The organism is Pseudarthrobacter sp. lyk4-40-TYG-27 (assembly GCF_030209295.1).
GTDB lineage: Bacteria > Actinomycetota > Actinomycetes > Actinomycetales > Micrococcaceae > Arthrobacter.
The window spans coordinates 309,107-333,416 of record NZ_JARVSH010000007.1 but is presented as its reverse complement, the minus strand read 5'-3'; the positions used below and the strand labels follow the sequence as shown (position 1 = coordinate 333,416).

Sequence of the window (24,310 nt, the reverse complement as noted above, 5' to 3'; positions counted from 1 at the left end):
TGGCTTTGGGGCCAAGGGAAGGAACACTCGTGAAGATAGCGCTGGGGCAGCTGGAGTCGGGCGCCGACATCCGGGCCAACCTCGCCGCGATCGACCGGTTCGCCGCCGAGGCAGCGCGCGACGGCGCCGCTCTGGTCGCCTTCCCGGAGTACGCCACCTACGAGAAGAAAAAGGTGGACGCAACGTTCCCGCAGGTGGCCGAGCCGCTGGACGGGCCGGTCTGCCGGGAGCTTGCCGCCATAGCCGCCCGCCACCGCATCGCGCTGGTGGCTGGCGTGGTGGAAACCTCGGACGAGCCGGGCCGGGCGTACAACACGCTGGTGGCGTTCGGGCCCGACGGCGGCCAGCTGGCTTCCTACCGGAAGATCCACCTTTTCGACGCGCAGGGGTTCGGGGAGTCCGAGTTCATCAAGCCGGGACCGTCCACGGCCCCGGTAGTGTTCGAGCACGGGGGAGTGCGGTTCGGGCTGATGACCTGCTACGACCTGCGGTTCCCTGAACTGGCGAGGTCGCTGGCCGACGCCGGCGCGCAGGTCCTGCTGGTCTGCTCGTCCTGGGTGCCGGGCGAGCACAAGACGGAGCAGTGGCTGGCTTTGAACGCGGCGCGTGCGATCGAGAACAGCGTGTACGTGGCGGGGGTGTGCCAGGCGCCGCCGGTGTCCGTGGGGCGGAGCGTGCTGGTGGACCCGATGGGGGTTGTGGAGGCGGATCTTGGGATGGAGCCTTGTGTGCGGACGGTGGAGGTTTCGCTGGAGACCGTGGACCGGGTTCGGGAGTCGTTCCCGATGTTCCGGCAACGGCGGTTGTAGGCGGAACCTCCAAGAGCCGAGAAGGCCGCCACGAAATCCCAGACAAATTCAGTGCCGGTTTGGTAATGCCGCTGCCGCACGACATCCAAGAACGTGATGTAGCCTGGCCGCAACAATAGGAAATGAAGGAATGAGGGCAGGGTGGCAGGGAAACCGACTGATTGGTCTCAAACGGAAGTGGCACTGACCGTACGGAGCTACCTTGACATGTTGCAGCTGGAAGTGTCGGAGCAATCCTACGTAAAGAGCCATTTCAGAAAAGCGCTTTTGCCTCGGCTCTCGAATCGCACTGAGTCGGCTATTGAGTTCAAATACCAGAACATCTCAGCTGTGCTTATGAAGCTAGGCCTACGGCCAATCCGCGGTTACCAGCCTGCCCAGAACTATCAGCAGACTCTAGTCCCTGAAGTTCAGCGCCAACTGGCGTCAAGGCCGTCTATCATCGAGCTTGTCCTGGCCGAAGCCTTGCGGGTGCCCGGGACCAGCCCCATCGGTGCCCTTGATTTCGATGGTGCCAGCGTTCCTTCGATCATTGTCCCGCAATCATCTAATGGTGCCAGTGTTCACACTGCCCGTCCCGACTACGCAGCAATTGAGGCAAGAAATCGCGCGCTCGGTCTTGCAGGAGAGCTCGCCGTAGTCGATCTCGAATACCGGAGACTCGTCAAAGCAGGGAAAGCCAATTTAGCTCGTCGGATTGACCACGTAAGCGAGTCGCGAGGTGACGGGGACGGTTACGACATACTTTCGTTTGAGGAAAACGGCAGAGAAAAGTTGATCGAAGTGAAGACTACAAGATCTCGTGCGGAGACGCCTTTCTTTGTCACCAGCAATGAACTTAGAGTGTCGAGGGAGCACCCGGACATCTACTGCCTGGTGCGTGTATACAACTTTGGAAATGACTCCGCTTGGTTCCCTCTTAGAGGTGATCTCGACGCGAGCTGCCTCCTAGAGCCAAACGGCTTCACGGCGCTTCCGCGTCCAGCCTGATGACGTCCTGGCGACTTTTGGCCGCTGAGAGTGCGTCGAAGATCAAGATCAGCTCAAGAATGGGTCAGCGTTTGGCCAGAATTCTCTGTCCGCAGGGCTGCCCGGTAAAGAAGGAATTACCATCGACAGCAACACCTTGGCTAAGCAGATGGCTAGGTAACTTGTAGCGGCTCCATGCGTTGGAATTCCGCGCCTGTTTAAGTTGCTGTGGTCGATTCGGTGCGAGGAAGCACCAACAAGGTTGGGGGAATAAATGGCAATTACAACTGCCGACTGGGTTGCCGACGAAGTTCTTGTTCGAGAAATTAACCAGCAGTTCCAAAGTGCGATAGCAGCCTACGATGCGAAGCCGACGCTGATCGCTGAGCATGCTAACCACGAGGAGTCCATACGTACGGGGGGCTATGCGAACCGGACACTTCTCGAGCTTGTTCAGAACGCGGCCGATGCAATGGCTGGGTCGGAAGATGGCAAACTCAGCGGTCTCGGAAAAGTCGAAATTGTGCTCGATTCTTCTTCGAGCACACTGTACTGCGCCAACTCCGGACGTCCTTTTTCCAAGTCTGGATTGATCGCCATCACGCACGCACACCTCAGCGGAAAACGAGGCGATGAGATTGGCCGCTTCGGGCTCGGGTTCAAGTCGGTCCTCAGCGTCAGTGACTCGCCACAGGTTTTTAGCCGCTCGATTTCATTCGAATTCAATTCACCGCAGGCACGCGAAGCCCTAGCCGGAATCGCGCCAGGGCAGCGGTTTCCGATCCTACGCACGGCAACTATCCTCGATGCTGAAGAAGAAATTCAGGCAGACCCGATCCTAGCCGAGCTGGGAGTATGGGCGTCGACGGTTGTAAAGCTGCCACATGCGTCAAATCTGGACCACCTTCGTGAGGAAATTGAGAGCTTCAGCTCAGAGTTTCTTCTTTTTGTTGAAGCTGTCCGTGAAGTGAAGCTTCGAGTGGTGGGTCCTGATCCCTTTGAGACAAGCCACGTCTCTCGCGACCTGGGCCAGGGAGTCCTGAGAATTGAAGGCCCCTCGGGCGAAGGCAGCGAATGGGTGGTCGGGAGCCGGATGCACGCTCCTTCGGCCGCAGCGAGAAAACTTGTCGGAGAAGCTGTATCGCGCGCGGAAGTGAAAGTAACAGTCGCGCTACCAGCCCAGCAGAACGCGCTGAGGATTGGACAATTCTGGTCCTACTTCCAGTTGCAGGACACAACATCGGCATCGGGGCTCTTTAACGCTCCTTGGAGCGTAAATGATGACCGGACCACTTTGCTCAAGAACGAGTACAACCGGGAAATGATTGGAACGCTTGCTGAGATATTCGTAGGTCTGCTGCCTCAGCTCAGGACGGAAACGGACCCGGCGGTACATCTGGATTACATGCCCGCGCGTGGCCGTGGCCAGGAAAGCCACGGCTTTGGCGACGAGAACTTGTCGGCGCATGTCCTGCGATTGGCGGGAGCGCGTGATCTGATTCCAGATGCCAATGCCCAGCTTTGCAATGGTGCTTCGCTCCGTCCGCTGGATCTAACAGTCCGCTTCGAGGAACCGGTACATCAAGGCTGGATCATGTCGCCGAACACGGGAAGCGACGTCCCCCACTGGCGCTGTTACTCGACACCGACCCGCGCTACTCGTTTGCGAGATCTTCTTCTATCCGCGACCAGCCCTAGTCTGGAACCGAGCGCACGTGACACTAAGCTGGCGCTGGAGCACATGCCGAAGCGCGGCCTTTTGACGTGGCTGCGTGAGTGGGCCGAGGGCAATGACTCAAGATCGGCAGCCAATGCATTCCGGACGGTAATTAAGAATCCTGGTCTTGATGACATCGCGAAAGCAAACGTAATTCCTACGTCAGAAGGCATGCGAGCACTGGCCGATAAGGACGTTGTGTTCCTCCACCGGGAAGCAGACCTTGAAATCGAAGGAGCCGTCTTCGTCGATGCCGCATTCCTGGCCGAGGAAGGCATCGAAATGCTTCTCCGCGGCCGCGGGTTTCGCGACCTCGACCCTGAAGCGATTCTCAACGCACGATTGGCGACGCTTCCAGTGGAGCCTAGCGACGATGACCTAGTAAGGCTATGGGACGGCGCTTTGTCTGTCGCGGTTCCTGCCGCCGCGAAGCTGATGACTTCGTCACGAGCTTCCGTCAAGGTACCGACGCGTGACGGTGGTTGGGCTTGGCCTCAACAAGTGCTCGATCTCGATATTGCGCTACCGGGGGAAGTCGCGTCTCGGCTCCTTGATCGGCGTCGGTGCGTTCCTGATGTTGCCCACCGGCTGGGAGTAGTACAGCAGCCAGTGAAGGATTTTGCATTGGAAGACGAGCTTGCGTACCAGGCATACGTTGAAGCGACTCTCAGCGAGCTTAATGGGCTACAGGGGCCGGGCGAGCGACCAATCAAGACTATCGATTTGAGTCCTAGCGAAGGTCCGGGGCCTTTCTCGGTACTCTTCCTGCTCCGCGATGCGGGTGCTTCCGATCAGGCTCGTGCGAACTGGACGACCGCCCTTCTTTCGTTTGGCGAAGACGACTGGATAGTCGAGGACTCTGATACCGGACGGACATTTGCCGTGCGCTCACCCGTCCGGTGGGCTATCGAGCAAGCGGGGCTCTTCAACACCACCCGTGGTTATCGTCCGCTACGAGATGTCGTCGCACCTTCGTTAGTGCGCTTTTCCGGCCTGCTGCCGCTATACAAGGGGTCACATCAGGCCCTGACTTTGCTCGACCTTCCGGATGAACTCACCGACGTTCCTCCACACATAATGCAGGAGATGCTTGAGGGCCAGCTCTTTCCCCGAGTAGACGATGACATCCTCGTGGAGTTCATATTGACCGCGAGTAGGGTCGGGCTAGGTGGTGCTAAGCCGAAAACGCTTCCAGCCCGAGTAAGGCAAACGATAGAAGCGCACGCGCCGTCTTCGGTTTACCTTGCTACGACAGATGAGCAGGAGAATTTCCTTCGCGCTCGCCATCGCCCGTACTTGCGCGTCCGATCCTCGCAGGTTGAGGAGATGGTCGCGGTTGTCGGCTGTCGCAGGTTTGAAGACAGTTTCTCATTTTCTATGGTTGTCGAGGGACAGCAGGATCCCCAGAAGATCCTTGACGTTTACACAGGGCTTCGAAGCGAGTTCGGCGTGCAGTTGTATGCCGCTAAAGTTTCCCGTGCTTTATTGATTGCCAAGCGCGTTACGACTGAGGACGGCGTCGAAGATCAGCCATTGAACTGGCACCGCGATGGATTTGAACTCGTGGTCGCCGGAGACTCAGACGCGCGGCAGATTCTGAGCTTCGTGAATGAAGCCTTCGATCTGCGCCTCGATAACGCCAGGCTATCGGCGGTGCTCAAGGCAGGGCTCGACCATAAGCTGGAGCTCCTGCGTCAGCAGGCGCGTACGATCGAGTCCGACGCTGAACGGCTCGACCTGTACATTGGCCCGGACGATCTCCAGGACGCGCTGCCAACCGGCCTTTGGACGGCTTTGGAGGCACAAGGACTCGTCGATGAGGACACTTCCGTCGCTGACCTGTTCCTCACGGTTTACGGCTCGGACTCCCTGAGGATTCTTGCCGAGCGCTTCCGCGAGGAGGGATTCTCAGACGTCCCGTCAGCGTGGGCCGGAACGCCGGCGGCGATTTCGTGGGTGCGCAAGATGGGCTTCGGACCTGAATTTGCTGGCCAGCGGAACCGGCCGCGTCCTGAAGAGTTCGTCGTCGCCGGTGCTGTCCGACTCAACAAGTTCCACAGCTACCAAAAGAGGATCAGCGAGGATTTGCGGAGAGTTCTAACCCAGCCGTCTGCGGATGGACCGGCACAAAAGGGTATGGTCGAGTTGCCCACCGGAGCAGGCAAAACTCGTGTGGCAACAGAGACAGCGCTCAAGTTGTTTGTGGATGAGGTGCTGTCCGGAACGATCCTGTGGATAGCCCAGTCCGCAGAGCTGTGCGAGCAAGCGGTGCAGACGTTTCAAACAGTCTGGCGGTACCTGGGCGATGAGCGCCCTCTAACCATCGGTCGGCTTTGGGACACCAACACGGTCCACGAGCCTGACACCGAGCTCTCTGTCGTCGTCGCTACCGACGCCAAGATTGAAGCGATCATGGGTCGACCCGACTATGAGTGGCTCAGCCGGCCGACTGCCGTCTTTATCGACGAGGCACATCGCACGGGTGGCTCGACGCGCTACACGGCCATATTGCGCTGGCTCGGTGTCGATGGGCGCAGCTGGGAACGGCCTCTGGTGGGCCTATCGGCAACGCCGTTCAAGGGCCGCGCAGGTGACCACAGCGGTACCAAAGAGCTGGCCGCTAGGTTCGGCACCAATCGTCTCACCGCTTTCGAATCCGACGCATACAAGGAGCTTGTCAAACTTGGAGTGCTCGCAAGGGTAAGGCACGAGGTGCTCCCATCCGGCGTCGAGGTTGATCTCAACGCCGCTGAACGCAATACGCTCAATTCGAGCCGCCTCATCGATCGGAACGTTTACGAGAAACTCGGTCGCAATGAGCATCGAATGCGGATCCTGGTGGAACACATCCTTGAACAGGATCCGGAGTGGCCAATCCTCGTATTTACGCCGAGTGTGTTGTCCGCGCAGGTGCTGGCCGCGTCATTGAGGTATCGCGGTGTGAACGCGGCATCAGTCAGTGGCCAAACCGGACGCCAGGAACGCCGAAACGTTATCAAAGAATTCCAGGACGGCGGAATCAAAGTACTCGCTAACTGTGACCTGCTGGTGCAGGGATTCGATGCACCTGGCGTACGCGCCCTATACATAGCTCGACCCACCTTTAGCCCCGGCGCTTACATCCAAATGGCGGGCCGAGGGCTGCGGGGCAAGGAGAACGGCGGCAAGGAGGAGTGCCTGATCGTCGACGTAGCCGACAACTGGGGCGCGATGAATGATTTCCTTGGCTACCACGACTACGAAGAGCTCTGGAAGGAGCAGCAGGGATGATACTGGTTCCGACGCTGGCCGACATCGAGAAGAAGTCCGTCAGTGCGGGCGAGCGGTCCCTTGCTCGCCTACTTCATGGAATTGACACGGACCCGAATGCAGTCGCTTTTTACTCCGTTGACCTGCGCTCGCACTCCTACAAGCAGCAGGCCGAGGCAGACTTTGTCGTTCTATGGCGCGGATGCGTGGTTGTGATCGAGGTCAAGGGGGGAGGCGTGCGCAAGCACGACGGAGTTTGGTACTCGATCGACCGGCACGGGGACTGGCATAGGCTCTCGACCTCACCAATGGAGCAGGCCCGGTCGGCGGGGTTCGCGCTTCGAAACATCCTGAAGGAGCAGGGTGTGGGATGGTTCGCCCACGAGGCCGTCGTGGTAACCCCGGATATCAATACGCCGCCGGATGCAGTCGGATGGCTACCCACGCATTGGCTCGCACGTGACGACATGACATCTGCAAAGCTAGCTGCCGCTCTCAATGCAGTTGCGGCTGGCGCCCGCGAGGCTCCAGCCGGGCAAAAAATCGCTCGATTGGACGACCTTCGGGCTCGTTTATTCGGCGAGTTCACGCGAATGCCAGTCATTGACGCACAGCGCGGGGCGATTATCGAGGAGCAGAACCGAGCAACGGCTGGGCAGTCAAGAGTTCTTGGAGCGCTCGCGAGGAACCAACGTATGGTCGTCTTCGGTGGCGCGGGGACGGGGAAGTCCTTGGTCCTGATCGAGGCAGCCAAACAAGAAGCAGATCGAGGACGTTCCGTGCTCGTCACATTCCGCTCGCCTGCCCTGGCACAGTATTTCGCACCGCATCTCGACGACCGGCCAGTCGATGTGGTCCCCTTCGAGAATCTCGCAACCGCGGGCAGGTACGACGTGGTACTGATTGACGAAGCACAGGACATGATGTCCGCCGAAGCCATGGATTTGATTGACGGCGTAATTGTTGGAGGGCGAGCCAACGGGCGTTGGCGGATGTTTCTCGACCAGAACAACCAGGCACACGTCGATGGCGTCTACGATGGTGACGTTGCTGCGCTCGTTGCTGACGAGGCCGTGGCCGTCGACCTAGACCTCAACGTGCGGAACACGAGTGCTATCGTGCACGTCGTTCAGGAGTACCTAGGCGCTGATGTTGGCGATCCGGGAATCGTGAACGGTGAAAAAGTCCAGTGGCATACGACCGATAGTCAGGTCGCAATCTCGGATGGTTTAGCTGTCGCTGCGCAGCTCCTCCAAGATGGGGCGCACCGGAGCGAGATCTGGCTCATTGACCCTCGTTCTGACAAGAAGCCATCGACGTCCGATGGAATCACCATAACCACACCTAGGTTCGCGAAAGGGCTCGAAGCCGAACACGTCATCGTATGTGGTCTACCCGAATCGCTCGATGACTTCGGCGTAGCTGGCTTCTACGTCGCCGTCACGCGGGCACGGGTCTCACTACACATCGTGGTTTCCAAGGACGACAAACGGCGCCTTCAGCAACTTGTACGACAGCGGATGGTGACAAGGTGACTCTCACCCACGCACAAAGCCTTGTGCTGCAACACCTGCGATCTGCTTACCTCGGTCCAGACGGAGGCGACGACGAGGTCCTCGAGAACCTGCCCAATAGGCAATACGCCGTGGGCATGCTCTTTCCACATGACAGTGCTGCTCCAACTGCCGACCTGGGCGCCGCTACTGACTATGACGAGGTTGACGTCGACGGAGCGGTCTCTTCGTCTGGGGAAGTCGAGGAGACGGGTGCCAGCGTTCCAATCGCAGAGGATTGGCGGCCGTCCTCCGTTGCAATTTCTTTCATCACTAATGACTCGGCGGTTAAATGTGACCTCACAGGCGCAACATACACTCCCTTGGATGAGGACGGCCCGCCCCGGTGGCGGCGTGTGCCATTCCATTTCGAGGGTCTCGAGCTTTCTCGCGAACAGCCGCACTATGAAGACGTGGCAGGCGACGTGCCAATCCAAATTGGATCTCGGTGGAGAGGATTTGGCGTTGCCTTCCTTGTGACCGTCCACGTACGTGTCCTGAGCCAGTCGACTGGTGACGACCGCCTTGACGCGGTCAATATGCTTTACCAGGTCGCGCTTGCAGTCGCCCCACAGGGACAAGGGTCGATCCTCGAATACGACACCACGAGAGCATTGGATCTCGAGGATGAGGCGGCCGAACTAAGGCTCCGATACCGGGATCGAAAGATTTACGCCGTCGGGCATGGTATGGCTGCCGACTGGGAATTGAGTGAGGGATGCTGCCGTCGGGTGTGGCTCGAACCCGTGCCCTCCTTTGTGGTGCCAGCTATTGAGACAACCGGCTTCGACGATTCGACAGCTGAGGCGCAGGCGCTGCGTCTCGATCATCTTTCGCGGCTCGACGGGTCGCCGGAGGAGGTTCTCGCATCGCTTGATGCCTTCGTTGATGCTTTCGGGTCTTGGGTTGCTTCGGAAGAAAATCGCGTGAGTGAGTTCGGCTTCGACGCTTTGGTTGCCAGGCGGATTGTTGACCGCTCGGTGGTTGCCCATGGCCGGATGAGCGAGACCGTCGCGCTCTTGCGCCGGGACGACCGACCCGATCTCCGGTCGGCGTTTGCCCTGGCTATGGTGGCGATGCGGCTGCAAATGCGACAGGCTCAGCTCAATCGAGGTGCTGAACTGACGGAGCCACGTTGGCGGCCGTTCCAGCTCGGGTTCCTGCTGGTCGCTCTTGCCTCGACCGTGGATGAGACCCACAACGAACGCGAGCTCGTAGACTTGATTTGGTTCCCCACTGGTGGCGGCAAGACAGAGGCCTACCTCGGGCTGGCGGCTATCGAAATCTTCCGCCGGCGAATCGCAGAAGGACCGGCAGGTGGTGGAACGGCAGTACTGACCCGTTACACGCTTCGACTGCTGACCTCCCAGCAATTTCAGCGCGCTGCCTCGCTGATCTGTGCAATGGAGCTCCTGCGAAGGCCGGGCCCGCTTAGTGACCCCAGGGTCAAAGGAATGGCAACCTTCACGATCGGCCTCTGGGTGGGCAATGAGGTTACCCCGGGATCCCGACGTGATGCCAAGGCGTCTCTTGAACGGCTATACAAGGCAGCACGTCCGGAAGAGGCGAACCAGTTCCAGGTTGAAAGCTGTCCGTGGTGCGCTAGCGACCTCCTGCCGAAGGCGCGGTCCGCAAAGTTGCACGAGTATGGAGTTAGGCTTGTCGGCCGTGACGTCGTCATACACTGCACTGATAGCTCCTGCGAGTTCAGTGATGCGCTTCCGGTGGAGGTTGTCGATGAGGTTCTGTATGAGAATCCACCCACGATCCTGCTCGCTACCGTCGATAAGTTTGCGCGCCTGCAGTTTCGCGCCGAGGCAGGGCGGTTGCTCGGTCTAAATACCGCGTTTCGCCAGCCGTCTTTGATCATTCAGGACGAGCTGCACCTGCTGTCGGGCCCCCTGGGAACCACAGTGGCAGTCTTTGACGCGGTAATAAAATTGCTGCTTTCCGCTGGCGGGGCGACGCCGAAGATCGTAGCGTCGACTGCCACGATCAGGTCGTCGGATGACCAGGTTAAGGGCTTGTACGGGCGAGCGGTTGCTTTGTATCCCCCGTCGGGACTCGACGACGACCGGACGTTTTTCTCCCGGCCTGTTAGCAGTGGCGAGGGACGCCTTTACCTTGGGCTGATGCCGCAGGCGTTATCGCAGATGTCGGCGACAGTTTCGGCGGCTTCGCCGTTGATCGAGATCCCAGCTGTGCTCGAAAAATTAGGAAGCTCAGGTGTCAGCCGTGACGCCTACTGGACTGCCGTTATGTACCACAACAGCTTGCGCGAGCTTGGACGAACCGGAACCCTCGTTGTCGATGACGTCAATGCACGCCTTGAACCCAGGGCGGAGCGGCTCGGCCACGACCTCCGAACAGTCAGAGCAGGAAGGGTCCTCGAGCTCACCAGCCGCCGTGGACCAGAAGAGCTCCCGAACGATCTGCGTGAGCTAAGGCGGAGCATAGACCGTACTGACCAAGCCATCGACATCGTACTTTCGTCCAACATGCTTTCCGTGGGAATTGACATCCCACGCCTAGCTTTGATGCTTATGGTCGGCCAGCCCAAAACGACGTCTGAGTACATTCAGGCCACCAGCAGGGTCGGGCGCGGCAGCGTCCAAGGCGTCGTCACAACGTTATTCCGCTCCAACCGTGCGCGGGACCGCTCGCACTTCGAGACTTTCCGCGGGTACCACGAAGTGCTCTACCGCAACGTCGAACCGACCAGCGTCACTCCCTGGTCGCTGGCGTCACGAGAACGCTCGCTGGCTGGTGGGGTGGCGGCGCTTATACGGCATCTAGTACCCGCGCTAGCCGGCAACGACGCTGCTGGTCAACTTGATCTGGAGAATGCCGTGCTGAGAGGGACAATTGACACGCTAGTCGATAGATTCGTGGGACTCGTTGAGCGCGCTGACAAGGTCGAAGCGGACGACACGCGCGAGAGGGTTAGGACGCTGCTCAACGAGTGGGACAGACGTGCGAGAAATGCCCGGGAGGCGGATTCGCTGCTGCTGTACGACAGGAAGAATCAGACGGACAATGCGCTGTTCAAACGTTTTGGGCAATTGGGGGAAGGCTGGCTGGTGGCCGATTCCATGCGATCTGTCGAACCTAACGTGGCCGTGGATGTACGTGAGCCTTTTGAGGAGGTATCCAGTGGAACGGATCAAGCATGACCTGCGGCTGTCGGAGATCGTCTCACCTTTCGGAGTTGGTGCAATCGTAGACGTGCGTGGTGAGTCTCTCATCGCGCCCGACACATCCTGGTGGGATAAACGTTTCGCTCCTGAGATTCACTGCGAACGTCTCGTAGAGCGGCTGGGACCGAGCGTTCTGCGTGAGGCCCCGACTCACTCAGGCCGGGCCGGTAAAGACACGATCGGTCTCCTGTACTGGCGGTTTCCATCTTGGAGGTTCTGCGAGCGATGCTCGCGGCTCTCCCAGCAGACCGGGAAAAACAAGGGAAAATGGGCAAACAAGTGTTCCTGCGACGGTTCACTGGTTCCCATGCGTTATGTCGCGGTTTGCGAGAAGGGAAGTCACCTACAGGACATTCCGTGGTTTATGTGGACACACCGCGGCCACGACGCCGGAGTCACAGAGGCTGTACGCCTTTGTCGCGCCTACAAGGAGCTTCGGTTCGTGCGGTCTGCGAAGCACGGCGAAGGCCTCAAGTCGCTGCGCGTGGAGTGCGGAGGCTGCAAGCGTTCCAGGCCTCTGTCTGACCTTGTAACCAAGGACGCGCTCGGGCGGGACGGTATCCGTTGCAGAGGGGGCCAACCCTGGCAGGACCCCTTGCCCGCTAGTGCATGCGATCACAAGCTTTTTGCGGTGCAGCGCGGGGCAACCGGAAACTACATCGCGGAAAGGATTTCTGCGCTCGACATCCCCGAAGAACGTCCGGCCTCGGCTGCAGCTGATGATGCCATCCGAAATCACATGTTTTTTGAAAAGGTCGTCGCTGACAACGGCGGACCGCAGTCCGAAATGATCGCTGGATGGATAGCCGACGAACTCGGCGTAACGGTTGAACAAGTCTTGACTGTCGCTTCTGGTGACAGCGAGCCCGCCGATAATGTCTTACTGGATCTGAAGGACGGTGAATGGGCAGCCTTCCTAAAGAAGCTGGGGAAGCCAGGACGAGACCGAAGTGAAGGCGACTTTGTAGTCGATAGCTGGTCGGCCAAGAATCATCAGAGCGTTCTCTCGACGCTGGCGTCCCGGCTCACCGCCGTCGGACAGGTCAGGAGGGTGCGAGAAGTTCGGGCGCTGAAGGGATTCCGCCGCTACTCCGCCGATGCGGAGATGATTAGTGCAGATCTCTCCATCGATGGCAAGAGAAGACCTGTCTTTCCGGCCATCGAGATGTATGGGGAGGGGATATTCCTTCAGTTCGACGAGGAGTTCCTAAGTGAGTGGGAATCCCGATCAGAGGTCCAGGCGCGCGCTGGAATTCTCGTTAGCAGGCGGAACGAAACTCCGTGGGCGCACCGACTGGACGCGCCAGAGCCGCGTTACGTCGCTCTACACACGATCGCGCATCTCCTGATCCGCCGTCTGGCCTATGCAAGCGGTTATTCGTCCGCATCTCTTCAGGAGCGGATCTACGCGCACTCGGATCGTCCTGATCGTACCGCCGGCATTCTGATCTACACAGCAGCCGGTGATGCTCAGGGCACTCTCGGGGGACTCGTGAGACTCGGCGATCCTGACAAGTTAGTGCCGCTACTCCTCGCAGCCCTCGACGATGCTGACGTCTGCTCGAACGATCCTGTTTGCATTGAGAGCGATCGGCAGGGAACGTCCAGTCTGAACCTATCCGCCTGCCATGGCTGTTCACTTGTCAGTGAGACATCGTGCGAAACCGCCAATAGACTCCTCGATAGGCAACTGGTGCTAGGTGGAAGCCATGTCCCCGGTTTGCTGGATGGAGTACTTGAGGAAGTTAGGTCAATGGGGTCAGAGAAGTAACAACTAACAGCGGCCATTCGAGCAGAAAGGCCGCCCTTGCATGGGCAAGGGCGGCCTCCACAACTATTGCTCTATTACCCGACGGTAGCAAGCTCGCGTTCGGCAACAAGAGCAGCGTGGAGATGCCGGGCTATTGCCTGGGCCAGAGCTGTCGGAACGGCGTTCCCGATTTGCCGGGCAATCTCAATTTTAGAACCCTCGAAGATGAAGCTGTCAGGGAAACCTTGAAGCCGTGCGGCTTCGCGGTGGGTAATCGGCCGATGCGCCTCAGGGTGAAGGTACCGGCCCTTTTCCGGCTTGAAGAACTCCGTGCGGATCGTTGGCGATGGCCGCTCCCACCACAAGCGACCCATAACATCAGTTGTACCCGTCGGTTTCTCAGCCCAGCACCGGGGGAGAAGATCTGGCCGGTTCCGTGCCAAATCGAACCGGTTCCCGCCTTCGGGAATTGCCATGTAGCGTTCGAGGCTCGTTGGGCGGGGGTTTCGTTTCAGGTGGAGCTCCTGACGGTCGCCAGCAAAACCCTCGATCACCTCCGGCTCGACGGCTGTCGGGTACGGAGGCAGGTCGCCGATGGCGTCGCGGACGGTCACATACGGGTTACCGCTTACCGCATTCGGCCCGTGAGTGATGGGCGGGGGCCAGGCTACGGACTCTGCTCCACGGACCGCCATGAAAATGCCTCGTATCCGGCGCTGGGGCGCGCCGTACTCGGCAGCGTTCAGAGGGCCGTAGGCAAAGGCATACTCCTTCAGTACGGGATCGGTTTCCATCGCCTCCAAGAGAGCGTGGAACTGAGCCGACTTCTGGAATTCCGGCACGTTCTCGATGACAAACGCCGCGGGGCGTACTTGGCGGACAGCCCGAAGGTACTGCTGCCAGAGTTCATTGAGTTCGGCCCGGGATTCGTCGTCACGGTCGCGCCCCAGTGGTGAAAAGCCTTGGCAGGGAGGTCCACCGATGATCACGTCGGCTTCAGGAAACGTGGCGACGTCAGTTACGGAGCCTGTCTCCACGGTGCAGCCGAAGTGCCGCTCGTAAGTGCTTGCGGCCGCCTTGTCGATCTCAACGGCGTAGATCGGCATGAAGCCAAGCTTCGCCTGCTCGAAGCCAAGTGAGAGTCCTCCAGCGCCTGCGAATAAATCTATTGTGCGTATGTCCATGATGCCCTTCCCGGTTGTAATCCTATCCTTGCGACTGGGTCAGACATCCCCGCGCGACGGTGTGTCCGGCTGGGTGATTGGTCACCATGAGTGAAGGCTTGGGCGCATGCCCGCTTCATTTGTCGCGCGGCTTTGTGTGTCTGATGCATGCCACAGGTGGCGAAGGCTCTGGGGAACCCAGGGTGAAACTACAGGGCGGTGCCAAGGGGAGGTCGAAGATGCGATTCAAAAGCACCCCCACCGATATGTCTAGACAAGGCCGCGTGCACCGTCAGCAGGTGGTCCTTGAGTACCGGAAGTATGCACAGTCGTGAGTTCGACCAGGCAAGTCGCGTATGAGAATCGGGTCCTGCAAGGAACTGGATACATGTGACATCGGCCCGCCCTAATCCTAATGTGAGCAGATACGGTCTAAACGAATAGAGGAAGAATGTCAGAAGAAAATACTCTCTTTGGGCTGCCGGCCCCAGTCGGAACAGCCCGAAAGGAAGCCCACGTTCAAACTGGTGAAGTCGACTTCGATCCTCATACTGGCAGTCTCGTTAGCCGTATCAACAGTGGAACTGAGCCCCTATTAGTCACAGCACGCCGCGACTTCCACCGGGACTTGGCCAGCGCCCTGACCATCGATGCGGAAGGAGTCCCAAGTAACGCGGACTCGAGCAGCCGGCCAAGTATCAGGTTTGCGCAAGGAGTCGCTGAGAGGTTGGGAACTGCAACGCGGGCGAAAAAACTGCAAGGTCAAACTTTAGGAGCACGGTTCGAACAGGCAACTGCCAATTTTCTAGGAAATACTTTTCCTTATCTAGATTCACTGCGTCCCGGTGATTGGACGGTGCGTCGCATTGGCGACAACAGCCACCCTGGATTCAAGTCCCAAAAACAGAAGATCGAGGGATCCATTTATGAGCAGTATGAGCACCTTGCGGATTTGGAAACAATTGTCAAGGAAAACCGAGCAATGCAGGCATCCTTAGGGAACGCCTATGCTATTGCGCCGGACGTTGTCGTGACGCGTATGCCAGTTGGTGATGACTTGATAAATCGGGACAGGTACATCGTCGGCGAGAACGCAGCACGCTACGCCCCGATTCGTAGCCAGGTACAGACGCGTGCACTTCTCCATGCAGTTATTTCCTGCAAGTGGACCATTCGGACTGATCGTGCTCAGAACGCCCGCTCTGAAGCGCTTAATCTGATTCGAAACCGAAAGGGCCGCACTCCTCACATCGCGATCGTGACCGCTGAACCCGTACCAAACCGATTGGCATCGCTGGCTCTCGGAACCGGTGACGTGGACTGCGTGTATCACTTCGCACTTCCAGAGTTGATGCACACGCTTGAGGAAGACAGCGACGAATCCGCCTTCGAAATGCTTCAGATGATGGTGCACGGAAAGAGGCTAAAGGACATCTCTGACCTGCCACTGGACCTTGCCGTCTAGGCCGATCGAGGCGCCTAATGTGTAAATTGACGTGGGGGAGGCAGCGTCCGGCTCTTTGCTTATGTCTTGACGCCTGGAACGACGGGTAATGTCCAAACGGCCGGGAAAGCAGATCGTCACTAAGAAATGAACCGCACACTCAGACTGCTCTCCTTGCTTTTTTAAAGATTGACATGTTGCGAAGAAATCGAATGTCGGCTGCTGGGCTGCTTCTGCTACTTGCGATATTTGGTATTGGTGAGAGTGCCACTGAGTGCCAACTTTGAATTTCGCACGTGCGACATGCTGGAAGAAGCTTGTTTTAGAATTCTAGGAAGAAGAACTCCTGGCCTCATCTTCAGGTCCATCGTGTCGCATTGCTGCTGCCAATCGGCCAGGTCGTGATTCACATAGCGCCGATGCGTCACGTTGGTTTCTGAGGAGCAGTCACTTGCCGTCTTTCTCGTAGCGCTGAACCGACTTCAATTACTGCAGGCGGCCAGGAACGACAGGTACCGTGCATCACCGCGCCCCACCAGCCGGCGCAGGGCTTCGACGGCTTCAGAATCCGCGGCGCCCATATCAGTGGAGAGCCACCGAACCAGCAACGCCGCATCGCCACTGGCCCGCACCGACGAGCCAATGGCCATGTCCAACTGGTCCCGCAGCAGCTGCACAGCCAGAACACCGGACCGGCTGAGCAGGGGAGCGGTGTACGCCTCCAGCGCGTCGGCCACCCGCCCTTCCCGCAGCAGCCGCAGCACCCGCCCCGAATCCGAGCATCCTGCCAGCCCGGCAGCAAGCCGGTAGGGGTTCGACTCCACCGCGTCGCCCAGCAGCGACCTGACCCGGAACATCTCCGTCCGGATGGCCTGCGGCGTGCCCGCGTCGCCGTGCAGTTCGTACGCCAACTCCTCGGCGCTCCAGCCTTGCGACCGGGAATCCAGCAGCGCCAGGATCTCCGCGCGGCGCAGCGTCAGCGGCACCCGGCTCCCGTCAGCAAACACCGCTGTGGGCCGGTCGCCAAGCAGCTCCAGCGACGAAACCGCAGCACCAGGCTGGCGCGCACCCTGCCGGGACGCATGCACAATAGAAGAAGCACCCAAGGAAGTCCCGCCGTCGGACGTTCCCAGCAGCGATTCCGCCACCCGCACCGCGCACCGCACCATCCGCAGCGTGTCCGCGCTGATGGTGTCCAGCGGCCCGGAAACATCCAGCACGCCCAGCAGCGCACCCGTCAAAGGGTCCGTGATTGGGGCCGCCGTGCAGGCCCAGTCGTGGTGGGTGCGGACCAGGTGCTCGGCGGAGAACAGCTGCACGGGCCCGCCGGTGACCAGCGCCTCGCTGATGGCGTTGGTGCCGATCCCCGCCTCGGACCAGTCCGCACCTTCCGAGAACTCCAGCCGGTCCGCCCGGCGCAGGGCCTCCCGGCTGCCCACCCGCCACAGGATCTCACCGCCGGCGTCGGTGAGCACCAGCAGGTGCCGGCCGGAACTGGAATCGTCGGCCAGCAGGTCCTGCAGCGCAGGCATCACCCGCTGCAGCCGGTGCTCCCGCCGCAGCTGGTGCACCTCGGACGGATCATGGAGGTGCCGGGGGCTGTGCTGGTCCGGGCTGATGCCGAGCGCCATGGATCGGCGCCACGACTCCGCCAGCGGAACGGGAATCTCAGGGCGCGGGACACCGGAGATGACCAGTTCGTGCGCGCGGCGCAGGGCACGCGCGTACTTCGCCGGGTCCGAAAACCTCAGGCCGTAGTCCACCGTCTCCTCCTCACCGCCGGCGTCCTTGCCGGCAGTGCCCGTGTAACGCGCTTGTAACCCCCGCCGCGCTCCAATAGTGATGCAGCTCACGCCCGCCTCAGCATACCGCAGGGACACCGGCGGGAGCCGTTCGGAACACCTAGGGACCGCACACAAAGGAGTGGAGATGACCGAAACACCCACCGCCGCCGCGCAGGCCTGGCTGGCCAGCCTGGACGGCGCGCTGCAGCGCCGCGACGTGGACGCCGCGCTGGACCTCTTTGAGGAGGACAGCTACTGGCGCGACTTCGTGGCGTTCACCTGGAACCTGAAAACCCTCGAAGGCAAGGCGGACATCCGCCGCATGCTCCAGGCCACGCTGGACCACGTGCAGCCCGCCAACTGGGCGCTCGCCGAGGACGCCACCGGCAGCGCCGCGCCTGAAGGGACCGTGGAAGCCTGGATCACGTTCGAAACCGGCACTGCCCGCGGCTACGGCCACCTCCGGCTGCGGAACGGCAAATGCTGGACGCTGCTCACCACCATGCAGGAGCTGAAGGGCTTCGAGGAGAAGAAGGGCCCGCGCCGCGAGCAGGGCGTGGCGCACGAAATCGTCCGCGGCCGCCGCTCCTGGAAGGAACTCAAGGAGGAGCAGGAGGCACGGCTGGGCTACGAGGAGCAGCCGTACTGCGTGATCATCGGCGGCGGGCAGGGCGGCATCGGCCTCGCGGCGCGGCTGCGGCGGCTGGGCGTGCCCACCCTCGTGATCGAGAAGAACCAGAACCCGGGCGACTCCTGGCGCAACCGCTACAAGTCCCTGCACCTGCACGACCCCGTCTGGTACGACCACCTGCCCTACCTGAAGTTCCCGGAGGACTGGCCCGTCTTCGCCGCCAAGGACAAGATCGGCGACTGGCTGGAGCACTACACCCGCATCATGGAGCTGAACTACTGGTCCGGCACCGAGTGCGTGGGCGCCGAGTACGACGACGGCACGCAGGAATGGACGGTCAGCGTCCTCCGCAACGGGTCACCAGTGACGTTGCGGCCCAAGCAGCTGGTCTTCGCTCTGGGCGTCTCCGGCTACCCGAACATCCCCGCGTTCGACGGTGCCGAGAGCTTCCTGGGGGAGCAGCGGCACTCCTCCCAGCACCCCGGCGGCGGGGACTGGACCGGGAAAAAGGCCGTGGTGATCGGTTCCAACAACTCCGCGCACGATATCTGCGCCGACCTGTGGGAGCACGGCGCCGACGTCACCATGGTGCAGCGCTCCTCCACGCACATCGCCCGCAGCGAATCGCTGATGGACCTGGCGCTGGGGGACCTGTACTCGGAGCGGGCTTTGGCTGCCGGCGTCACCACGGAGAAGGCCGACCTGCTGTTCGCGTCGCTGCCCATGCGGATCCTGCCGGAGGCGCAGGTGCCCGTGTACCAGGAGATGGCCAAGCGGGACGCGGAGTTCTACTCCCAGCTGGAGGCCGCCGGGTTCGACCTGGACTTCGGCGTGGACGGGTCCGGCCTGTTCCTGAAGTACCTGCGGCGCGGCTCCGGCTACTACATCGACGTCGGCGCCTCCCAGCTGATCATCGACGGCCGGGTGAAGCTGAAGAACGGGCAGGTTGCCAAAATAACCGGCAACGCCGTGGTGATGGACGACGGCACCGAGCTGGAGGCCGACCTGATCGTCTACGCCACCGGCTACGGCTCCATGAACGGCTGGCTGGCGGACCTGGTCTCGCCCGAAATCGCCGACCGGGTGGGCAAATGCTGGGGATACGGCTCAGACACGCCAAAAGACCCTGGTCCCTGGGAGGGGGAGCTGCGCAATATGTGGAAACCAACCAACGTCCCCAACCTCTGGATCCACGGCGGCAACCTGCACCAGAGCCGGCACTACTCCTCCTACCTGGCCCTGCAGCTCAAGGCCCGGATGGAAGGGCTGGAGACGCCCGTCTACGAACTGCAGCCCAGCCACCACACCCGCTAAAGGAAGAACCCATCATGAAGGCAGCACGATTCCACGCACAAAAGGACATCCGCATCGAGGACATCCCGGAACCGGAACTCCGCGCCGGTGCCGTGAAGATCGACGTCGCGTGGTGCGGCATCTGCGGCACCGACCTGCACGAATACCTGGAAGGGCCCATCTTCTGCCCTGCTCCCGGGCACCCGCACCCGCTCTCCCACGAGGAATCCCCGGTGACCCTGGGGCACGAATTCTCCGGGACTGTCTCCGAGGTCGGCGAAGGGGTGACTGGCCTGGCGAAGGGGGACAACGTCGTCGTCGAACCCTATTTCGTGGACGGAGACTGCGACATGTGCCAGGCCGGCAGCTACCACCTCTGCCGGCAGATGGGCTTCATCGGGCTGTCCGGCGGCGGGGGAGGCCTGAGCGAGAAGATCGTGGTGGACCAGCGGTGGGTGCACCCCATCGGGGACATTCCCCTGGACGAGGCGGCGCTGATCGAGCCGCTGTCCGTGGCGCACCACGCGGTGGCGCGCAGCGGCGTGAAGGCGGGCGACACGGCGCTGGTGGGCGGGTCCGGGCCGATCGGGCTGCTCACCGCCGCGGTCCTGAAGGGCATGGGGGTGACCACGATCATCAGCGAGCTCACCCAGGCGCGCAAGGAGAAGGCCACCTCCAGCGGCGTGGCCGACCACGTCCTTGACCCGAGCAAGGAGGACGTCCCGGCGCGGGTGCGGGAGCTCACCAGCGGCACCGGGGCCGACGTCGCGTTCGAATGCGCCGGCGTGAACGCGGTGCTGGACACCATGCTCGACGCCGTCCGGCCCGGCGCCGTGGTGGTCAACGTTTCCATCTGGGGCGCGCCCGCCACCATCGACATGCAGAAGATCGTGCTCAAGGAGATCGACCTGCGCGGCACCATCGCCTACGTCCGCGACCACCCCGCCGTGATCAAGATGGTGCAGGAGGGCAAGGTGGACCTCAAGCCGTTCATTACCGGCCGGATCGCGTTGGAGGACCTGGTGGAGCAGGGCTTCGACACCCTCATCAACCACAAGGACACGGCGGTGAAGGTGCTGGTGCACCCGTAGGTTCTGGCGGCAGACGCCCGGCACGCGAGGACGGACGACGGCGGAAGGGGAGTTTCGTCGTCGTCCTTCCCCTTCCTTCGCTGCGGAGCGCCGTTGTAGGGTCGGGGCGTGATCGTCCCCAATATCTCCCAGGACGCCGTGGCCGTGGCGGATCACTACGACGAGCTCGATCCCGTCTACCGCCGGGTGTGGGGTGACCATGTCCACCACGGGCTGTGGACGACGGGCCGCGAGACACCTGGCGAGGCCGTCGAGGCGCTCGTGGACACTGTTGGCGACCGGCTGGGCCTCATGCCGGGCCAGGAATGCGTTGACATCGGCTGTGGCTACGGCTCCACGGCACGGCGGCTCGCGGTGATGCGTGGGGTCCGCGTCACCGGCTTCACGCTGTCCGCCGAGCAGGCCTATGCTGCCGCGAACCCCGTGCCGGGGGTGAACATCGAAGTCCGCGACTGGCTCGCCAACGGTCTGCCCGACGCCTCTGCCGATGCCGCCTGGGCCATCGAGTCGAGCGAGCACATGGTGGACAAGCCCCGGTTTTTCGCCGAGGCGCACCGCGTACTGGCGCCAGGCGGACCGTTCGTCATCTGCGCGTGGCTCGCCGAGACCGATGCCCGCGGTTGGAAGGTCCGCCACCTTCTGGAGCCGATCTGCCGCGAGGGTCGCCTGCCCTCGATGGGCACGCGCGAGGAGTACGAGGCGATGGCTATGGCTGCCGGTTTTGAGATCACCGGCTATGAGGATGTCAGCCGCCGGGTCGCCCGCACCTGGCCGATCTGCGCTCGCCGGCTGGTGAAGGCCCTGTTCGTGGATCCTGAGATGCGCCGGCTGGCCCTTCGCGCCCGCAACCGCGTCTTCGTCCTGAGCATCCCGCGCCTGATCCTGGCCTACCGCACCGGTGCCATGCGCTACGGGATCTTCACGGTCACCAAGGCTGGGGCGCCTGGTGGCCAAACGAACCCTGCAAACTAGCGCTGACGGCGCCCCATCACATCAGTGCTGCGTTCCCAGAACGGAGTTGGCAATCAACATGTCGAGGCGCCGGATGTCGGCTTTCTTGCCTACTTTGATCTTGATATGCCCTGCCCGTGTCCACAGTTCCAACTCCGCATCCAAATCGAATTTCCCGGCATTCTCTGACGACCACATGTTGATGGCCGAGTACGGGAGCGAATAGATCTCCACTTTCTTACCCGTGATGCCCTGGGCATCCCGGACAATCATGCGCTTGGTTGTGAAGATGGCGCTGTCCCGGAAGGTCCTGTAGGCCGCGACCGGCTGCTCCCCACCAACCATGAGCTCCATGACGTCATTCGGAATAGGACATTCTTCGACGAACATCCAGGTAGTTACTGCGGCTGCTTCCAAGACGATTTCCCCCTGTTTTGGATCTAGGTCAAACCAGATCTCTTTCGGCCGTGTTCCGGCAAGATCGTGGCGTGGAACTGCTGCTGCCCACCCTACCGGCAGGCCTCTGGGATTTCGGTGATCACGTGGAGGAGGGTGGCCGGACTGAATCCTTCTTGAGCGGGAGGACAGGCGCGCCCTGTAGCCCGGCACAAGAAGTGCCCGTCTGCAAGGATGGAGCCATGAACCAGAGCAGCCCCCGCCAACACCAGGATTCCGTCACGGTCAACGCATCAGCCGAGACGCTCTACAGCCTGGTCTCCGACGTCACCCGCACCGGTGAGTGGAGCCCGGTCTGCAAAGCGTGCTGGTGGGACGACGAGACCAGCGCCGGCCACGTCGGCGCGTGGTTCACCGGGCGGAACGAGCTCCCGCACCGGACCTGGGAGACCCGCTCGCAGGTGGTGGCCGCCGAGCCGGGACGCGAGTTCGCCTGGGTGGTGGGCGGCAAATACGTCCGCTGGGGCTTCACCCTCACCCTTGCAGGCACCGGAACCGTCCTCACGGAGTCCTGGGAATTCCTGCCCGAGGGGATCGCCATGTTCGGAGACAAATACGGTGCCGACGCAGACGCCCAGATCGCCGACCGCACCCAGCAAGCCCTGGACGGCATCCCGAAAACACTCGAGGCAATCAAGATGATCGCCGAGTCCATCGCCGCACACGACGACGTAAGGTCCCCGCGATGACCCACCAACAGCACGAAACCGCCGCGCCGGCACTGGAGAGCAAGGATTTTCAGGCATTCGAGGCCGCCTACCAGGCCGCCCGGAAGAGCCTGGCCGACGGCGGGATCCCCATCGGGGCCGCGATCGCCCGGGACGGAGAGGTCTTCGCCAGCGGGCACAACGAACGGGTCCAGAACGCCGATCCGATCGCGCACGGCGAGATGTCAGCGCTCCGCGCCGCCGGCCGGCAGAAGAGCTACCGGGACACCACGCTCTACACCACGCTTGCCCCGTGTGCCATGTGCGCGGGGACCATCATCCAGTTCAAGATCCCCCGTGTGGTGGTGGGGGAGGCGCGCACGTTCGACGGCGAACTGGACCTCCTGCGCGCACGCGGAGTTGAGGTGGTGGTCCTGGACGATCAGCGCTGCGTGGACATGATGCTCTCGTTCCAGGCCGACAAGCCGGAGCTGTGGGCCGAGGACATCGCCGAGTAGGTTCAGGTCAGTGCGGCCATGGTCACGACTAGGGGTGGACCGGTGAGGCGGCTTCGTTGCCCAATACCGTGGTCCACGGGCTGGCGGCCCACGATGTCACGACGCCGTTGATGACGTAGGGGTCCGCTTCCGCAAACGCCTTGGCGGCCCCCAGCGGGTTCTCTCCGGTGAAAATCAGCAATCCCTTGAAGGGGCCTTCGCCGGCTGCTCCGCCCAGCAGAAGCTCGCCGCGTTCCACGGCTTCCCACCCCGCCCTGAGATGGTCGGCGCGGTACTGTTCACGGCTCTCAAGATAGTCGTCAGCGTAGGTGTATTCGAGCACGGCGTGCATGCGGGTCTCCGTTCCGGTTAGAGGCTTGCCGAGGTGTAGCAGTAGCCTACGCGGGGTTTCGACAGGCTGGGTTTCGACAGGCTCAACGACCGCCCGGCGGCAGGAGGTTGGCGGCCAGGGTCCTGGCCATGAACGTCCCGAAGCGCTCGGCGCTCCAGCCGCGCTTGAGGACCAGGGTCTCGTACAGCTCGGCCGAGGTGCTCATGAAGAAGACGTCAGCCACCTCCTCCGCCGTCAGGCCCGGGCGCAGGAATCCCCGTCCGAGCACCTGGTGCGCGTTGTGCAGCATCCGCCGGTACCGCTCGTCATCCACATGGCGCAGGAGTGCGGCCATGTCCCGGTCCCCGCTCGACGCGGCGTCCCGGATGAGCAGGTAGACGGGCGAGCCCAGCGGGCTCACCTCGGAAATGAACCGGCCGAACCGCTCCAGAAGCTCGCGGGCGTCGACGGCGGTGGCCTGTGCAAGGTCCGACCGCTCTTCAGCGGGAGGGCCGCCGGATCCCAGGAGGCTTTGCTCGTAGATGGCCCGGACTAGCCCCGGCTTCCCGCCGAACCCCTTGTACACCGACTCCTTGGACACGCCGGCGGCATGGGCGACGGCGGCGATGGTGGTCCGGCCGTATCCCTTCGCGAGGAACAGCGCCCGCGACTCGGCGAGCACCCGCTTCCTGGACTCCCCGGCCGCCTCCTGCCGGCGGCGGGCGTCATAGCCGCGGGAGCGGGGTGGCGCACCATTGACCGCGGGTCCCATCGGGCT

At 61.6% G+C, this 24,310-nt stretch carries 17 protein-coding genes; 12 read left to right on the top strand and 5 right to left on the bottom strand.

The window, feature by feature from the left end; all coding sequences use genetic code 11:
• Nucleotides 1-29: 29 nt before the first annotated feature.
• The 6 genes from QRM96_RS15610 to drmB all read left to right on the top strand — a co-directional run bounded on the left by QRM96_RS15610 (nucleotide 30) and on the right by drmB (nucleotide 13,265).
• Entirely contained in the window at nucleotides 30-809 is a 780-nt protein-coding gene (locus QRM96_RS15610) for a carbon-nitrogen hydrolase family protein (RefSeq protein ID WP_285320183.1), read from the top strand.
• A gap of 207 nt (nucleotides 810-1,016) precedes the next feature.
• Nucleotides 1,017-1,799, top strand: a complete 783-nt coding sequence (locus tag QRM96_RS15605; protein ID WP_285320182.1) for a protein NO VEIN domain-containing protein — start codon at nucleotides 1,017-1,019, stop codon at nucleotides 1,797-1,799.
• Nucleotides 1,800-2,052: 253 nt separating this feature from the next.
• Nucleotides 2,053-6,765: a sacsin N-terminal ATP-binding-like domain-containing protein gene (locus QRM96_RS15600; RefSeq protein ID WP_285320181.1), complete on the top strand. Its 4,713-nt coding sequence runs from the start codon at nucleotides 2,053-2,055 to the stop codon at nucleotides 6,763-6,765.
• A complete protein-coding gene (locus QRM96_RS15595) occupies nucleotides 6,762-8,279 on the top strand; it encodes a nuclease-related domain-containing DEAD/DEAH box helicase (RefSeq protein WP_285320180.1) in 1,518 nt (505 codons plus the stop codon). The genes QRM96_RS15600 and QRM96_RS15595 overlap by 4 nt, the downstream gene beginning before the upstream one ends.
• Nucleotides 8,276-11,470: a helicase-related protein gene (locus QRM96_RS15590; protein ID WP_285320179.1), complete on the top strand. Its 3,195-nt coding sequence runs from the start codon at nucleotides 8,276-8,278 to the stop codon at nucleotides 11,468-11,470. Before QRM96_RS15595 ends, QRM96_RS15590 begins: the two co-directional genes overlap by 4 nt.
• Entirely contained in the window at nucleotides 11,421-13,265 is a 1,845-nt protein-coding gene (gene drmB / locus QRM96_RS15585; RefSeq protein WP_285320178.1) for an MrfA Zn-binding domain-containing protein, read from the top strand. The genes QRM96_RS15590 and drmB overlap by 50 nt, the downstream gene beginning before the upstream one ends.
• Before the next feature lie 74 nt (nucleotides 13,266-13,339).
• On the opposite strand, the gene QRM96_RS15580 is transcribed toward drmB, so the two are convergent.
• Nucleotides 13,340-14,428, bottom strand: a complete 1,089-nt coding sequence (locus QRM96_RS15580; protein WP_285320177.1) for a DNA cytosine methyltransferase — start codon at nucleotides 14,426-14,428, stop codon at nucleotides 13,340-13,342.
• A 430-nt stretch (nucleotides 14,429-14,858) separates the two neighbouring features.
• Between QRM96_RS15580 and QRM96_RS15575 the strand changes: the two genes are divergently transcribed.
• Nucleotides 14,859-15,872, top strand: a complete 1,014-nt coding sequence (locus QRM96_RS15575; RefSeq protein WP_285320176.1) for an NgoMIV family type II restriction endonuclease — start codon at nucleotides 14,859-14,861, stop codon at nucleotides 15,870-15,872.
• A 461-nt stretch (nucleotides 15,873-16,333) separates the two neighbouring features.
• Here the strand turns inward: QRM96_RS15575 and QRM96_RS15570 are convergent, their stop codons facing one another.
• A complete protein-coding gene (locus QRM96_RS15570; RefSeq protein ID WP_350224072.1) occupies nucleotides 16,334-17,704 on the bottom strand; it encodes a GAF domain-containing protein in 1,371 nt (456 codons plus the stop codon).
• A gap of 76 nt (nucleotides 17,705-17,780) precedes the next feature.
• Between QRM96_RS15570 and QRM96_RS15565 the strand changes: the two genes are divergently transcribed.
• The 3 genes from QRM96_RS15565 to QRM96_RS15555 all read left to right on the top strand — a co-directional run bounded on the left by QRM96_RS15565 (nucleotide 17,781) and on the right by QRM96_RS15555 (nucleotide 21,622).
• On the top strand, nucleotides 17,781-19,580 hold the full coding sequence (locus QRM96_RS15565; RefSeq protein WP_285320175.1) for an NAD(P)/FAD-dependent oxidoreductase: 1,800 nt from the start codon (nucleotides 17,781-17,783) through the stop codon (nucleotides 19,578-19,580).
• A gap of 14 nt (nucleotides 19,581-19,594) precedes the next feature.
• Nucleotides 19,595-20,650, top strand: a complete 1,056-nt coding sequence (locus tag QRM96_RS15560) for a 2,3-butanediol dehydrogenase (protein ID WP_285320174.1) — start codon at nucleotides 19,595-19,597, stop codon at nucleotides 20,648-20,650.
• A gap of 108 nt (nucleotides 20,651-20,758) precedes the next feature.
• A complete protein-coding gene (locus QRM96_RS15555) occupies nucleotides 20,759-21,622 on the top strand; it encodes a class I SAM-dependent methyltransferase (protein ID WP_285320173.1) in 864 nt (287 codons plus the stop codon).
• 21 nt (nucleotides 21,623-21,643) lie between these two features.
• Here the strand turns inward: QRM96_RS15555 and QRM96_RS15550 are convergent, their stop codons facing one another.
• The gene (locus QRM96_RS15550) at nucleotides 21,644-22,018 is read right to left on the bottom strand and encodes a PH domain-containing protein (RefSeq protein ID WP_285320172.1); all 375 of its coding nucleotides are present in this window, start codon (nucleotides 22,016-22,018) and stop codon (nucleotides 21,644-21,646) included.
• A gap of 221 nt (nucleotides 22,019-22,239) precedes the next feature.
• Between QRM96_RS15550 and QRM96_RS15545 the strand changes: the two genes are divergently transcribed.
• Nucleotides 22,240-22,746, top strand: coding sequence for an SRPBCC family protein (locus QRM96_RS15545; RefSeq protein ID WP_285320171.1), 507 nt, complete (start codon nucleotides 22,240-22,242; stop codon nucleotides 22,744-22,746).
• A complete protein-coding gene (locus QRM96_RS15540; RefSeq protein ID WP_285320170.1) occupies nucleotides 22,743-23,222 on the top strand; it encodes a nucleoside deaminase in 480 nt (159 codons plus the stop codon). The genes QRM96_RS15545 and QRM96_RS15540 overlap by 4 nt, the downstream gene beginning before the upstream one ends.
• Nucleotides 23,223-23,250: 28 nt before the next feature.
• Here QRM96_RS15540 and QRM96_RS15535 read toward each other — a convergent pair whose 3' ends face one another.
• Both QRM96_RS15535 and QRM96_RS15530 read right to left on the bottom strand, forming a co-directional pair.
• Entirely contained in the window at nucleotides 23,251-23,553 is a 303-nt protein-coding gene (locus QRM96_RS15535; RefSeq protein ID WP_285320169.1) for a YciI-like protein, read from the bottom strand.
• A gap of 82 nt (nucleotides 23,554-23,635) precedes the next feature.
• A complete protein-coding gene (locus QRM96_RS15530) occupies nucleotides 23,636-24,304 on the bottom strand; it encodes a TetR/AcrR family transcriptional regulator (protein ID WP_285320168.1) in 669 nt (222 codons plus the stop codon).
• Nucleotides 24,305-24,310 lie beyond the last annotated feature (6 nt).